This window comes from Sulfitobacter geojensis (assembly GCF_000622325.1).
GTDB lineage: Bacteria > Pseudomonadota > Alphaproteobacteria > Rhodobacterales > Rhodobacteraceae > Sulfitobacter > Sulfitobacter geojensis.
Genome location: NZ_JASE01000005.1, coordinates 921,587 through 934,674, shown reverse-complemented (window position 1 = coordinate 934,674; position 13,088 = coordinate 921,587). Strand labels below are relative to the sequence as shown.

15 protein-coding genes are annotated in these 13,088 nt (G+C 57.2%); 5 read left to right on the top strand and 10 right to left on the bottom strand.

Going from position 1 to position 13,088, the window contains the following annotated elements; translation table 11 throughout:
* Positions 1-12: 12 nt before the first annotated feature.
* Genes Z947_RS0106615 through Z947_RS0106595 form a run of 5 tightly spaced genes read right to left on the bottom strand, consistent with a single transcriptional unit; the run spans position 13 to position 4,183 of the window.
* Positions 13-405: a PTS sugar transporter subunit IIA gene (locus Z947_RS0106615; RefSeq protein WP_025043524.1), complete on the bottom strand. Its 393-nt coding sequence runs from the start codon at positions 403-405 to the stop codon at positions 13-15.
* The gene (rapZ, locus tag Z947_RS0106610) at positions 402-1,319 is read right to left on the bottom strand and encodes an RNase adapter RapZ (RefSeq protein WP_025043523.1); all 918 of its coding nucleotides are present in this window, start codon (positions 1,317-1,319) and stop codon (positions 402-404) included. The genes Z947_RS0106615 and rapZ overlap by 4 nt, the downstream gene beginning before the upstream one ends.
* On the bottom strand, positions 1,316-1,753 hold the full coding sequence (locus Z947_RS0106605) for an HPr kinase/phosphorylase (protein ID WP_025043522.1): 438 nt from the start codon (positions 1,751-1,753) through the stop codon (positions 1,316-1,318). Before Z947_RS0106605 ends, rapZ begins: the two co-directional genes overlap by 4 nt.
* Before the next feature lie 3 nt (positions 1,754-1,756).
* Positions 1,757-3,448 carry a sensor histidine kinase gene (locus Z947_RS0106600; RefSeq protein WP_025043521.1) on the bottom strand — a complete coding sequence of 564 codons (1,692 nt, stop codon included), beginning with the start codon at positions 3,446-3,448 and terminating at the stop codon, positions 1,757-1,759.
* 33 nt (positions 3,449-3,481) lie between these two features.
* Complete coding sequence (locus tag Z947_RS0106595) at positions 3,482-4,183, bottom strand: response regulator transcription factor (protein WP_025043520.1); 702 nt, start codon at positions 4,181-4,183, stop codon at positions 3,482-3,484.
* Positions 4,184-4,544: 361 nt separating this feature from the next.
* On the opposite strand from Z947_RS0106595, the gene Z947_RS0106590 reads away from it, so the two are divergent.
* Positions 4,545-6,143 (top strand): phosphoenolpyruvate carboxykinase, encoded by a 1,599-nt coding sequence (locus tag Z947_RS0106590; protein ID WP_025043519.1) that lies wholly within the window; start codon positions 4,545-4,547, stop codon positions 6,141-6,143.
* 60 nt (positions 6,144-6,203) lie between these two features.
* On the opposite strand, the gene Z947_RS0106585 is transcribed toward Z947_RS0106590, so the two are convergent.
* On the bottom strand, positions 6,204-6,920 hold the full coding sequence (locus Z947_RS0106585; RefSeq protein WP_025043518.1) for a hypothetical protein: 717 nt from the start codon (positions 6,918-6,920) through the stop codon (positions 6,204-6,206).
* Between the two features lie 100 nt (positions 6,921-7,020).
* Complete coding sequence (locus Z947_RS0106575; protein ID WP_240477514.1) at positions 7,021-7,941, bottom strand: helix-turn-helix domain-containing protein; 921 nt, start codon at positions 7,939-7,941, stop codon at positions 7,021-7,023.
* 170 nt (positions 7,942-8,111) lie between these two features.
* On the opposite strand from Z947_RS0106575, the gene Z947_RS0106570 reads away from it, so the two are divergent.
* Complete coding sequence (locus Z947_RS0106570) at positions 8,112-8,471, top strand: helix-turn-helix domain-containing protein (RefSeq protein WP_025043516.1); 360 nt, start codon at positions 8,112-8,114, stop codon at positions 8,469-8,471.
* A 1-nt stretch (position 8,472) separates the two neighbouring features.
* Here Z947_RS0106570 and Z947_RS0106565 read toward each other — a convergent pair whose 3' ends face one another.
* Positions 8,473-9,237: a sulfite exporter TauE/SafE family protein gene (locus tag Z947_RS0106565; protein WP_025043515.1), complete on the bottom strand. Its 765-nt coding sequence runs from the start codon at positions 9,235-9,237 to the stop codon at positions 8,473-8,475.
* Positions 9,238-9,380: 143 nt separating this feature from the next.
* On the opposite strand from Z947_RS0106565, the gene Z947_RS0106560 reads away from it, so the two are divergent.
* The 3 genes from Z947_RS0106560 (at position 9,381) to Z947_RS0106550 (ending at position 12,049) form a co-directional block, all read left to right on the top strand.
* On the top strand, positions 9,381-11,069 hold the full coding sequence (locus Z947_RS0106560) for an acyl-CoA dehydrogenase family protein (protein ID WP_025043514.1): 1,689 nt from the start codon (positions 9,381-9,383) through the stop codon (positions 11,067-11,069).
* Positions 11,070-11,132: 63 nt separating this feature from the next.
* A complete protein-coding gene (locus tag Z947_RS0106555) occupies positions 11,133-11,651 on the top strand; it encodes a TetR/AcrR family transcriptional regulator (protein ID WP_025043513.1) in 519 nt (172 codons plus the stop codon).
* A gap of 5 nt (positions 11,652-11,656) precedes the next feature.
* A complete protein-coding gene (locus Z947_RS0106550; protein WP_025043512.1) occupies positions 11,657-12,049 on the top strand; it encodes an META domain-containing protein in 393 nt (130 codons plus the stop codon).
* On the opposite strand, the gene recO is transcribed toward Z947_RS0106550, so the two are convergent.
* Positions 12,033-12,758, bottom strand: coding sequence for a DNA repair protein RecO (gene recO / locus Z947_RS0106545; protein WP_025043511.1), 726 nt, complete (start codon positions 12,756-12,758; stop codon positions 12,033-12,035). The two genes, Z947_RS0106550 and recO, sit on opposite strands and share 17 nt — an antisense overlap.
* Entirely contained in the window at positions 12,758-13,087 is a 330-nt protein-coding gene (locus Z947_RS0106540; protein WP_025043510.1) for a DUF1491 family protein, read from the bottom strand. The genes recO and Z947_RS0106540 overlap by 1 nt, the downstream gene beginning before the upstream one ends.
* Between the last annotated feature and the right edge of the window lies 1 nt (position 13,088).

Here is a 13,088-nt window from a genome sequence, read left to right as displayed (position 1 = left end):
TGAAACGGGCCTTTAAGAGGGGCTGACATTCTGGCTGTCGATATATTTCTTGCCAGCCTCAAGGGCGGCGCGCACAGCGTCGGGCACATCCATCTGGCGCGATTTTGCGAGTTTTATCAGCATGGGCAGGTTCGCACCGTAAACGATCCGCCGGTTTTCCGGTTGGCAGGCCCGCAACGACAGGTTGGAAGGCGATCCGCCGAAAAGGTCGGTGACAATCACAACGCCGGCCCCCTGGTCAACGGCATCGGCGGCGCTGCAGATTTCATCCTGTTTGGCGGCACGGTCATGGTCGGCCTGAATGGAAATGGCGCGCACGCCGTTTTGCGACCCCACAACATGTTCGATCGCCGCAAGATATTCCCGCGCCAGCCCGCCATGTGCAACAATCACAATACCAATCACATCTGTGCCTTATCTTCATTCTGACGATCAAGCTCGCGGTGCCTTATTGACACCTGCCAGCCCAACTGTGCAAGGCGCTTTGCATGATCCTGCGCCATAGTCACCGAACGGTGTTGCCCGCCGGTACAGCCAAAGGCAATCGAAATGTTCGATTTACCTTCTTGCTTGTAGGCCGGCAGCAGCAGTTCACTCAATCCGAAGACCTGATCAGCGAAATCGTCAAAGCGCGGATCCTGGCCAACATATGCGGCGACACGGGGGTCCAGACCATTTGCGGTACGCAGGGACGCATCCCAATAGGGGTTTCGCAGAAACCGGCAATCATACACCATATCGACCGATCGCGGCAGGCCGCGTTTATAGGAGAACGACTGCACCGATACGGTGAGGAAATGTTGTCCATCGGGTGAAAACCAACGCTCCACCTCGCCGCGTAGTTCGTGGATGTTGAGGTTGGTCGTATCGATCAGCACATCCGCGCGGGCGCGCAGGGGGCGCAGCAGCTCTTGCTCGCGCTCGATGCCTGCGACCGGCGGTCCGCCCTCCGCCAGAGGGTGGCGGCGACGCGTTTCAGAGAAACGGCGCAACAGAACATCAGGCGCACAATCCAGATAAAGCATTTCAACGGTCAGATCATCGCGCGCGCGCAGATGGCCCAGTAGATCCATAAGTCCGTTGGTGGAGAAATCCCGCGTGCGCGCATCAATCCCCAGCGCGACAGGACGGTCCTGCCCTGCCCCTTCAAGCAAGGCGGGCAACAGGCGGATGGGCAAATTGTCGATGGCTTCGAAACCTGCGTCCTCCAGCACTTTCAGGGATGACGACCGCCCCGCACCGGAGGGGCCGGTCACCAACACGATGCGGCGCTTCGCCAAAGCGGCGTCAGCATCAGGGAAAGGCGGGAAATCGCTCATACATCGTGACTTATCCCATGGCGCAGGCAATGCAAGACGGCAGCCGCAAAATGTGAACTGGGCGCGCGCCACAAGCACGGCAGGGTGATGCCGGAAATCGTAGTCTGATGGGGGTCCGGAAGGCGGGCGGTTTCCGTTTTGTCCATATCCACGACCAGCGTAACCGGGGCGGGCTGCGCGACCGGCAGCCGCAATATTGCGACACCGCGTGCTTCGATCAGACCCTTGATGGCGGGCGGGCACTGCGCATGCAACACCCCGTCGCGCGCATGTAGTTCGGTACGGTCATCCGCAATCAGCCCTGCCCCGAGCGCAATCAATTGCAGCGCCAGCGACGATTTTCCGGTTCCGCTTGCGCCACGGATTAACAGGGCATTGCCGTCAAGACTGACGCAGCTGGCATGAACTGTTGTCGCGGGGCTTTGGGTCGCCATACCTCAGGTGGGCAGACCCACCACAAACCGCGCGCCAAGCGGGTCCGAGGTGATGTCGGCCTCGGTCGGGCGGATGTTTTCAGCCCAGATCACGCCGCCATGTGCCTCGACAATCTGCTTGGAGATCGCGAGACCAAGGCCGGAGTTATTGCCGAAATGTTCATCGGGACGTTGGGAATAAAAGCGTTTGAACACTTTGGACAGGGATTGTTCGGGAATACCGGGGCCGGTGTCCTCGACCACGACAAGGACACGGTTTTCACGCTTGCGCGCCCAGACGCGGATCGCATCACCGTCTTCGCAAAAGGAAATCGCATTGGTGATGAGGTTCACAAATACCTGCGCCAAACGCCCCTCAAGACCCAGCACGTTGATCGGTTCGTCAGGCAGGTCGGTGATAAAATCGATGCCCTTTTTGCGGGCATCTTCACCAAGATACTGACCCAGATTGCCGACCATATTCAGCAGATCGAACTCTTCCTCTTCTTCCTTGACCAACTCGGCGTCCAGCCGCGAGGCGTTGGAAATATCACTGACCAAACGGTCCAGACGGCGCACATCGTGGTCGATCACATCCAGCAGTTTTTCGCGCTGGTCCTCGCGCTTGATCATCCGCAAGGTCCCGACAGCAGAGCGCAAGGAGGCGAGCGGGTTTTTGATTTCATGAGCCACGTCAGCCGCAAACTGTTCGTTGCCGTCGATCCGGTTGTAAAGTGCCGACACCATGCCGCGCAGGGCACCGGACAGCCGTCCGATTTCGTCGGGCCTTGCGGTCAGATCGGGAATACGGATACGGCCGGGGTTCACTTTGCGGGAATCCTTGTCGCGGCCCAATTCAGCAGCGGCGGCAAGATCGGCCAGCGGGTTCGCAATCGTCGATGCCAACACAAGGCTAAGCCCGATAGAAACAAGCGTTGCGATTACGAACATCTGCAAGACACGTTCACGTTCACCGCGCACCAGTTTGTCGATTTCGCCAGCCGCCGAGGCAATGGCAACAACACCGACGCTGGTGCCGTTTACCGTGATCGGGGTCATCACGGTAAACAGGATGCCCCCCTCCCCATCAAGCGTGTCCTCGATGCGCGTCCCGCTTTGCAGGCTGCTGGCAAGCAGCGGTTTGAATTGTTCGGTGAGCGGTGTCACGTCCCTGTCGGCACCGGAACTCAACGGGCCGGTCAGTTTCTCCCAGATCCAGCTTAACCCGTCCGTCAGCACAGTACGGCCATTGCTGTCAGATCCGTCTTGTGACGTCAGGGCCATCTTGCCTTTGGACTGAGCAAGCAGGGTTTCGTTGGTGTCATAAACAAAAACGTCGATGCCGCTGCGCAGATCGATCGCTTCGAGGGTGGCGGACATGTCGACGGCACCGGCCAGATCGGTGGTTGCGCCTTCGGGAAGTCTGGCCTCGATCACATCGGCGATCAGCTCGGCTTCGGACACCAGCCCCGCTGCACGCTGTACAGCAAGGGAGTCGCGCGACGAGTTAAGGTAGAGAATACCGGCGACGAGGATGTTCAGCGCGATCAGGTTAAAGGTGATGATCTTGCGCGTCAAAGGCGAGCCACGCAACGAAAACCACCCCCGCCGTTCCCGGCGGACGCGCAATTCATCGGGGCTGGTTTTGTCGGGTGCGACCCAATCGTCGCCCAGAACAACATCGCCATCCCGCGCAGGTGTGCTTAGATCACGCACAAAATTCCTTTCGGCAATCGCCACGAGGTCGGATCACTCTTCGTTATATCTGTAGCCGATACCGTAAAGTGTCTCAATCGCGGAGAATTCATCGTCAGCGGTCCGCATCTTCTTACGCAGGCGCTTGATGTGACTGTCGATCGTACGGTCGTCCACATAGACCTGATCGTCATAAGCGACATCCATCAGCTGGTCGCGCGATTTGACAAAACCGGGACGCTGGGCCAGCGCCTGCAACAACAGGAATTCCGTTACGGTCAGGGACACATCTTTGCCCTTCCATGTCACCGCGTGGCGCAGGGGATCCATTTTAAGATCACCGCGATCCATCACTTTGGTTTCTTCGGTATCGCCGACCTCGCCGGTTTCCACAGCGTCCTGACGCCGCAGCAGGGCGCGGATCCGCTCAACTAACAAACGTTGGCTAAAGGGTTTTTTGACGTAGTCATCCGCCCCCATGCGCAAGCCGAGCACCTCATCGATCTCATCATCTTTGGAGGTCAGAAAGATCACCGGCATCGCCGTTTTCTGACGCAGCCGCTGCAACAGATCCATCCCGTCCATGCGCGGCATCTTGATGTCCAGCACGGCCATATCGGGGAGTTTCTTGTTGAATGCGTCGAGCGCGGCTTGCCCGTCGTTGTATGTTTCCACCTCGAAACCTTCGGCTTCAAGAGTCATCGACACAGACGTCAGGATATTCCTGTCGTCGTCCACCAATGCAATTTTTGACATTGCCCGTTTCCTTGTACTGCTCAATTTTTGTTTTTTTGTTTTGTGACATTGATCGTCATTTTTACCTCCCGAATCAATCTCTAAGTGCGAATCGCACTGTCTTGCGGACATATCTCCGCCATAATTTGGTTAGGAATGGCTAAATTGCCGCACTTTTAGGGCTGCCGTAGCGGCAGGAGTTGGCGCTTGTTAGCGCTGCATCAGCAAAGTTTGTCCTGATGGCGCTAACTGCTGCGTGCCTGTCTGTTCATTGCGCAAAACCTCGTGCTAAGAGGCGTTTTATGACCCAAAAGGGTCGCGGCCAGATTGGTCGATTACGTCAGCTCTGCGCCACCAGACGCGCGCCTACAGGAGAAATTGCATGACATTTGGACGGGTAAACCCGCAGTTCCGCCTTGAAGATCAACAGATCAACGGGTTGGGCGATGTCTATTATAACCTGATGGAACCGGCGCTGGTCGAAACCGCGCTTAAGCGTGGTGAGGGGACGCTGGGCAACGGCGGTGCCTTCCTTGTCACCACCGGCAAGTTCACCGGCCGTTCACCAAAAGATAAACATGTCGTCAAAACGCCCAGCGTGACCGACACGATCTGGTGGGAAAACAACGCCGAGATGTCGACCGCAGGGTTTGACGCGCTTTACGACGATATGATCGCCCATATGCAGGGCAAGGAATACTTTGTGCAGGATCTGGTCGGCGGTGCGGATCCGCGTCACGCCATCAACGTGCGCATGGTTACCGAACTGGCATGGCACGGGTTGTTCATCCGCACGATGTTGCGCCGTCCCGAGCGCGAAGACCTTGATCATTTCACTGCCGACTTCACCGTCATCAACTGCCCCAGCTTTCAGGCCGACCCAAAGAAACATGACTGCCGGTCCGAAACCGTGATCGCCATGAACTTTGATCGCAAGCTGATCCTGATCGGCGGCACGGAATACGCGGGCGAGAACAAGAAATCGGTCTTTAGCCTGCTGAACTATCTGCTGCCCGAAAAAGGCATCATGCCGATGCACTGCTCTGCCAACCACGCGACGGGCAACCCTGTTGATACGGCGGTATTCTTTGGCCTGTCAGGCACCGGCAAAACGACCCTGTCGGCAGACCCGAACCGCACCTTGATCGGCGATGACGAACATGGCTGGTCCGACAACGGCACGTTCAACTTCGAGGGCGGCTGTTACGCCAAAACGATCAACCTGAGCCGTGAGGCGGAGCCGGAAATTTACGACACGACTAAAAAATTCGGCACGGTTATCGAAAACATGGTTTTTGATCCCGACACCAAAGAGCTGGATTTCGACGACGACAGCCTGACTGCCAACATGCGCTGCGCCTATCCGCTGCACTATATCTCCAATGCGTCGGCCAAAGCGACGGGCGGTCACCCCAAAAACATCATCATGTTGACCTGCGACGCCTTTGGCGTGTTGCCCCCCATTGCGCGGCTGACACCGGCACAAGCAATGTATCACTTCCTCTCCGGCTTTACCTCAAAGGTGGCAGGCACGGAACGGGGTGTTACCGAACCCGAGCCGACGTTCTCCACCTGTTTTGGCGCGCCGTTCATGCCGCGCCGCCCCGAGGTCTATGGCAACCTGTTGCGCGAAAAGATCGCCCAGCACGGTGCGACCTGCTGGTTGGTAAATACCGGTTGGACCGGCGGGGCCTATGGCACGGGGTCACGCATGCCGATCAAGGCAACGCGCGCGCTGCTGACTGCCGCGCTTGAGGGCGATCTGGCCGAAGTGACCTATCGCAAGGACGCGAATTTCGGGTTCGAAGTGCCTGTTGCCGTAGACGGCGTTGCCGATATTCTGCTGGATCCGCGCCGCACATGGGACGATGGCGAAGCTTATGACCGTCAAGCGGCCAAGCTGGTGAACATGTTCTCTGAGAATTTCGCCCAGTACATGCCGTTCATTGATGACGACGTGAAATCAGCCGCAATCGGCTGAATTTCCTGAACAGTTTGAATAAAAGGGGCCGTTGATTTTCAGCGGCCCCTTTTGTTTGGGTTAAGCGGCTTGCGACATCAGATCTTCGACCGGAATATCCAGCAAAAACCGCGCCTCTTCCTGGCTGAGATAGGTCAGAAACGCCTCAAGCGGGTGGTCGCGGCCAGCGATGTGCCATTTCAACGCCCCCGGTTCATTGTGCATATAGCCCATCCGTTCGGCAAAGCCCTTGAACGCAACCTGACGCAGCATGAAGCCATAGATAAAATCCGCATTCCAACGGCGCATAACCTCGAACAGACCCGTGCGCGCCAGAACTGTCGACAGGCCGGAGCCGCGATAGCGCCCCTCTTCCGGTGCCATCCAGACTTCGCCGTGATACACCACGTTGCCCATGATCTTGTGCGACCCCGGCGTGGCGCGAAACCGCGAACGGTCAAAGTCGACGCCCGGAATTGGGGGCGGAAAATCACGGAAGCGGGTCAACAGATGGCTTGCCAAAGATTTGCCATTTAATGGCACCTTTTTGGCCGCTTGTGTGTGAATTAGGTCACCCTCGGCGTTACGCCCGATCAGCCAGAAGGCGTGATTCTCTTTCAGGTCGAACTTCTCGAAATCAAAGGGCGCACCTAGATTCTGTACCTTGCGCTCGGCCTTAATGATCGCGCTGTAGTCTTCGAAATTACTACCTATGGTTACTTCAATGCCATATGCCCTCAATATGTCGCGGCTCGTTGCAATAAACGGAGCCGCGTCCCGGGGAAATTGAAGCGTCATTTTTTTGATCCTTTCATCATTGTTGATGAAAGGTTAATTCAATTGACTGATAATTACCCGACATTTGACATCATTTTGACAAATTTCAGCCAGTGATGGGTTATGGATCAACCAGCAACTTTTCAAATATGGCCTCTTCGGAGGGGAACTCGAATTGCTCCACCGGGCCCAGATTGTTGGTTCGGCCTGGCTCCAGATCGCTGATGTTCAATTCCTCGACGGGCAAAACCAGCGACATGACGGCCGGCGAACCATCGGGAAAAGCGCCACTCAAGATCAAACGCTGATAGGCAACTGGGACCAGAGTTTCCGCATCCGACCGCGGCATATGGGTAAGCACGTGATCCAGTCGCGCCATTTGCGCCGCCTGTACCTCGTCGAATGCCTCATAAATCAGGTGTGAAAACTCGACACCGGCGGGCATTTTGCTGATGGGGCGGCCAATACTGGAGCGCGCATAATCCTGCCCGAACCATTTTACATACACCGATTTCTGGCCGAATTCGACGCAAATCCAGCCGATATCGGACTGCCGATAGATGATCAGATAAGGGCGCACATGGGCAAACCATTTGCTTTCAATCTCGCCCCTCGCCATCGTCCACGCCCGAAAAGTTTCGCGCAGCAGCAGCGACGGATCGCTCCAAATTTTCCCAAGCGGCTGTTGTTGCTGGTAAAAATCCCAATCATCAACATTGGCCTGCAATCGTTGCAACGCCCCGACCGTACGCGACTGCCCGCGCAGCCATAACGTGCCACGCGCCAGAAAGTCCTTAGCATCGGGCAAAACGCTTTCGCCCAGGCTGGATAATTGGTACCGCCGGTCTTCGACCAGAAAAAGCGGTGCGCCCATCGAGTTTTCAAGATGGGAAATATGCCGCCGCACGGTTTGACGCGTGCTGTCGAGATCTTTCACAGCATGGCTGAGATTAAGCGTCGACGCGAGCGTAACGAAAGAGCGGATCATTTCGAATAGAAGCGCCGGAGGTACTTCTTGCGCTGCGTCAGCAGTCTTTTGCATTGGGGTATCGTGCTTCATTGAAATGTTTGGTATAGAAATCACCCATTATAGCAACATTAATTTAACATCCCCGGAACATTGATTTTCTAAAATTGAAAATTTCTATGCAATTGAAAGCATCACTAATTCTGGGGAATACAGTCTGAGATTGTACAACCTGAGGTTCTTTTATGTCACATCCCGTCGATATTCACGTCGGTCGCAAACTAAAGCAAATCCGAACGCTTCGGCGCCTGTCCCAAACGGACGTGGCGCGAAAACTGGATCTCTCGTTTCAACAAATACAAAAATACGAAATCGGGTCGAACCGCGTCGCTGCAAGCCGGCTGTTCGAACTGGCGCAAATTCTGGATGTCCCGCCGTCTTTCTTCTTTGACGGCCTACACGACAACGACAACGAAGCGCCGCAAAAAGACACCGGCATGGAAATCGTCACAGCACTGGCCGCGATCAAGGACGATGATATCAAATCGCGGATCGTGACCTTTATCGAGGATGTATCGGGCGTGACGGTCGCGCGGCGCAGCTGATCTAGAAAATAGCGCGCCGGATCAGATTTGCGCCGGCGAGCAACAGCACAACCAGGGTCGCCCGTTTGAATATGACCTGATCAATGCGGTCGACCACTTTGCCCCCTGCCCACATGCCAAGTACGGCAGGCAGGATCAGCAGGATTGAAAAAGGAATGGTGTCCGCGCGCAGCACGCCGGATGCCAGATGCGCAAAGAAAAGCGCCACCGCCCCAGCCCCGTAAATCACACCCTGCACCCGCAATTGATCCGCCTTGGGCGTCCCGAGCGCTGTCAAATACATGACCGTGGGCGGCCCCCAGACGCCGGACAGCCCGCCAAGCACGCCAGCGATGCCGCCTACAGCCGCCTCCACCTTTGAGCTGCGGCGCGGCAGCGAAAACCCCAGACCGCCAAGTTGTAGTGCCGCATAGGCCAACGCCGGTATGCCAATTGCCATCAGCAACACCGCTTCGGGCACCACCCGCACCATCTGCGCGGCGATGACCAAGGTGATACCTCCGCAAATCAGAAAGACGCGAAACGCCTTGACCGAAGCCCAAGCGGCCTGAGGTCCGTGGCGCAGGGACTGCATGGCGTTTGTCACAAGGGTTGGGATGATCAGACCGGCCAGCGCCAGTTCTGGCGGCAGGAACAGCGTCAGACCGGAGATGAGAATCAACGGCTGGGCAAACCCGACCACACCTTTGACGAATCCCGCCACAAGCGCGATACCAAAGGCCAACAGCAGGGATAAGATGCTAAGCGAGGGGAAAAGGTGTTCCATGCCCCTCCTTACCACCTCAGATTTTCGCCGCACGGCCAAAGTGAACACGAAATTATCGAACAAAATGACGCAGGAAAACGTATCTTTATTGTGCTGCGACTGCGAAGGCGCTATTTGCAACGCAGCAAAGAGGGAATGATATTATGGCACATGATGGTCAGGACATGACATTGGAGCAGGCACCGGTCTTGCTGAATGATCTGCTGGGGTTGAGCGCGGCGGCAGTGCCCCCGGTAGAAGCCCTGCTGGAAAAAGCAAAGACAAGCGTACGCGCCTTGGTCAGCAAAGACGGTCGTCTGTCTGCCGGCCTGATCGAAGCGCATCAGACGGCCGCCCATGGCCTTGCCTGGCTTGCGACCTATGCCCAGGCCCTGCGTCAAATGCACGAATGGGCCGAGGCGCTGAACAAGGATGGCAAATTCGGCGAAACAGAACAGTTGATCCACCAGATCGCCTTTGGAGAATACCTTTGGCAGATTTACGGTGGCATCCAGATGAACCAGGGCGAAGTGTTGCGCCTGCAGGATATGGGACTGTCCCAAGAGGACATGCGCGGTTTGATGGAACCTGCCATCCAGACCCTGACACAGGGCGGCAATACCCAAGCGGCACGCACCCGTCTAGTCGAATTGATGCAAGAGCAGTCCGCCAATATCACTGTCGGTGCCAGCGGCCTTGATGAAGAACTCGAAATGATCCGCGAGCAGTTCCGCCGTTACGCCGTGGAAAAGGTCGAACCCTTTGCACATGAATGGCACCTCAAGGACGAATTGATCCCGATGGAGGTGATCGACGATCTCGCCGAGATGGGTGTTTTCGGCCTGACCATCCCAGAAGAGTTTGGCGGTTTCGGTCTGTCCAAAGCGTCGATGTGCGTGGTGTCCGAAGAATTATCGCGCGGGTATATCGGTGTCGGATCACTGGGCACCCGCTCTGAAATCGCGGCCGAGTTGATCATCGCGGGCGGTACGGATGAACAGAAACAAAAATGGCTGCCGCGCATCGCCAGCGCCGAAACCTTGCCGACGGCTGTTTTCACCGAACCCAACACCGGCTCCGACCTTGGGTCGTTGCGCACGCGGGCGGTCAAGGACGGCGATGACTACAAGATAACCGGCAACAAAACATGGATCACACATGCGGCCCGCACCCATGTGATGACCCTGCTGGCACGCACGGATTCCGATACGTCCGATTATAAGGGGCTGTCGATGTTTCTGGCCGAAAAGACGCCAGGCGATGACGCAAACCCCTTCCCCACCGAGGGCATGACCGGCGGCGAAATCGAGGTGCTGGGCTATCGCGGCATGAAGGAATACGAGCTGGCGTTTGACGGCTTTCACGTCAAAGGTGAAAACCTGTTGGGCGGGGAAGAAGGCAAGGGCTTTAAACAGCTGATGGAAACCTTTGAGTCTGCCCGCATCCAGACCGCGGCGCGGGCCATTGGTGTCGCGCAATCCGCGCTTGATCTGTCGATCCAGTATGCGCAGGACCGCAAACAGTTCGGCAAAGCGCTGATCAACTTCCCGCGTGTGTCGTCCAAAATTGCCATGATGGCGGTAGAACTGATGGTTGCGCGCCAGCTGACCTATTTCAGTGCGTTCGAAAAGGACGAGGGCCGGCGCTGTGACGTCGAAGCGGGTATGGCCAAGCTGTTGGGCGCGCGCGTCGCATGGGCCGCAGCCGACAACGGTCTGCAAATCCACGGCGGCAACGGTTTCGCGCTGGAATACAAGATCAGCCGTGTGCTGTGCGATGCACGTATCCTTAACATCTTTGAGGGCGCGGCTGAAATTCAGGCACAAGTGATCGCGCGTCGCCTTCTTGGCTAATCCCAAGGGATGAATGGAGAGGCATCCCTTGCCTCTCCATCATGCGCAGCGCTATGGATGCGTATGAGCAAACTGCGCCTATCCCCTGACAAGTGGTTAACAGCCGGTTTCGAGGCGCTTGTCGCCTCTGGCCCCACCGCTTTGGCCGCTGAACCTCTGGCACGTACTTTAGGTACAACAAAGGGGTCGTTTTACTGGCATTTCAAAGACCTGCCCGCTTTTCAGGACGCCCTCCTGGCCGCATGGCAGGCCAAAGCGCTTGAACAGGTGATGGAGGCGGTCAGTCAAACCGGCGAAGCAGAAACACGGTTGCGCAGCTTTGGCAAAACCGTGCTTGACGATCCGGTTGAGCCCAAACTGCGCGCTTGGGCGCAAAGCGACGCGCGCACAGCGGCAATGCTTGCGGAGGTCGACACCGAGCGGTTGCACCTGCTGGCGCGGCTGTTGACGGCATTGGGCCTTGGCAATCCCGATTTTGCCCGCGCATTACAGGCCACGTTGATCGGCCTGCCCTTGCTGGATGAAGGCAGCGATACCAGCGCTTTCGACATTCTGGTCGATACCATTCTGGCCCTCGATTAATCGCCATGCCCTCTCATCTTATCCTCGCACTCATCTTGGGGCTGACGATCTTGCAGCCGGACGAAACCCTGCGCAGCTACGGCGGCGCAGCGCGCGAATGGCATTTGGTGACGCTCAACGGTACCGCGTTCGACACGACCGCAACCCTCAGCTTTCCCAGCCGCAATCGCATAACGGGTCAGGCCCCCTGCAACCGCTACAACAGTCGCAACGCTGCGCCCTACCCGTGGATCGCAATTGAAGAAATTGCCGCCACCCGCCGTGCCTGCCCCGACATGCAAGCGGAAACCGCATACTTTGTCGCGCTTAAATCAGCCAATGTGGCCGTGATCGACGGTGACACCCTGACCCTGTCAGACGAGGAAAAGGCGCTGCTGGTTTTCAAAGCCCGCGATTAAAGGCATCCACAAAGCGCGCGCGCGCCTCGGGCAAAGGTTTGTTGCCAAGATCCGCCGCCAGATGGGTGCCCAAAAAATATCCCGTAACCGCAAATCCCTGTGCAATATCGGCATCCGACGCGTCGCCCTCCCCGCGCAACACTTCCGGCAGAGGCAGCAGTTTATCCGCCCAATCACCCGCCCCTTTTGTCGATACAGCCCGCCCGGATTTGGGTGAAACATAGGTCAAGCCCTCCGTCACCCCCGTCACCGCACAGGCGCTGAGGTCCAGCCCGTATCCCATGTCCTCAAGCAGCGCCAATTCCCACTGTAGATACGCCAAGGGCCACAGGTCCCAGTCACCAAGCAAATCCAGTAATGCTTCAGTACGGGCATAAAGCGGTGCATGTGGTTCGCGTTCCGGCAGGCAGAAACACAACAAGGCCGTTACGGTGTTCAGTCCTGCCAGGCTTTGCCGGCTGGCCATCGCCGCCGCCGCCCGACTGCGCAAGGGTTCGACAGAAAAGGCCCCGATGTGATCCTCCAGCCGCGCCCGCCACGCCAGATCAAGCTGCGCGCCCGGTTGAAGGATCGGCGCGATCTTGCGGCTTGTACCCCCGCGCACAATGCCGGCATGCCGCCCGCGTTCTGGCGTAAAAACTTCGATAATGACAGAGGTTTCCCCATGGCGGCGCGAACGTAAAAGGATCCCCTGATCGCGCCATTCCATCACGCAAGACCGTCCTGATCCAACAGATGGCGCCCCTGCCGGTCCTCGACTTCGATCACCCAAAGATCAGGGTCAAATCCGCGCTGACGGGCAATCGCCTCGTCCACGTCACGCTCGGCACCTGTGCTCAATTCGACCCATTGGCGTTCACCGCTCATCAAGTCGAAAGAACGCTGAAAAACCACGGCCTGACCGTCCAAAGTGGCAAGTTTCACCAGAACGGCGCCACCGGTATCATCGCCATGCGCCACCACAAATGCCGGAATATCATAAACCGAAAGCCGCGCCAGATAGGCATCGACCCAGAACCGCGCAGTCAATCTGGCCACA

Bases quoted from the DNA above. Each gene is read 5' to 3' on its own strand.
- Z947_RS0106560 (WP_025043514.1), top strand. From the start codon at position 9,381: ATGGCACATGATGGTCAGGACATGACATTGGAGCAGGCACCGGTCTTG.
- Z947_RS0106565 (WP_025043515.1), bottom strand. From the start codon at position 9,237: ATGGAACACCTTTTCCCCTCGCTTAGCATCTTATCCCTGCTGTTGGCC.
- Z947_RS0106575 (WP_240477514.1), bottom strand. From the start codon at position 7,941: ATGCAAAAGACTGCTGACGCAGCGCAAGAAGTACCTCCGGCGCTTCTA.
- Z947_RS0106550 (WP_025043512.1), top strand. From the start codon at position 11,657: ATGCCCTCTCATCTTATCCTCGCACTCATCTTGGGGCTGACGATCTTG.
- Z947_RS0106555 (WP_025043513.1), top strand. From the start codon at position 11,133: ATGAGCAAACTGCGCCTATCCCCTGACAAGTGGTTAACAGCCGGTTTC.
- Z947_RS0106570 (WP_025043516.1), top strand. From the start codon at position 8,112: ATGTCACATCCCGTCGATATTCACGTCGGTCGCAAACTAAAGCAAATC.
- Z947_RS0106605 (WP_025043522.1), bottom strand. From the start codon at position 1,753: ATGGCGACCCAAAGCCCCGCGACAACAGTTCATGCCAGCTGCGTCAGT.
- Z947_RS0106590 (WP_025043519.1), top strand. From the start codon at position 4,545: ATGACATTTGGACGGGTAAACCCGCAGTTCCGCCTTGAAGATCAACAG.
- Z947_RS0106595 (WP_025043520.1), bottom strand. From the start codon at position 4,183: ATGTCAAAAATTGCATTGGTGGACGACGACAGGAATATCCTGACGTCT.
- recO (WP_025043511.1), bottom strand. From the start codon at position 12,758: ATGGAATGGCGCGATCAGGGGATCCTTTTACGTTCGCGCCGCCATGGG.
- Z947_RS0106585 (WP_025043518.1), bottom strand. From the start codon at position 6,920: ATGACGCTTCAATTTCCCCGGGACGCGGCTCCGTTTATTGCAACGAGC.
- rapZ (WP_025043523.1), bottom strand. From the start codon at position 1,319: ATGAGCGATTTCCCGCCTTTCCCTGATGCTGACGCCGCTTTGGCGAAG.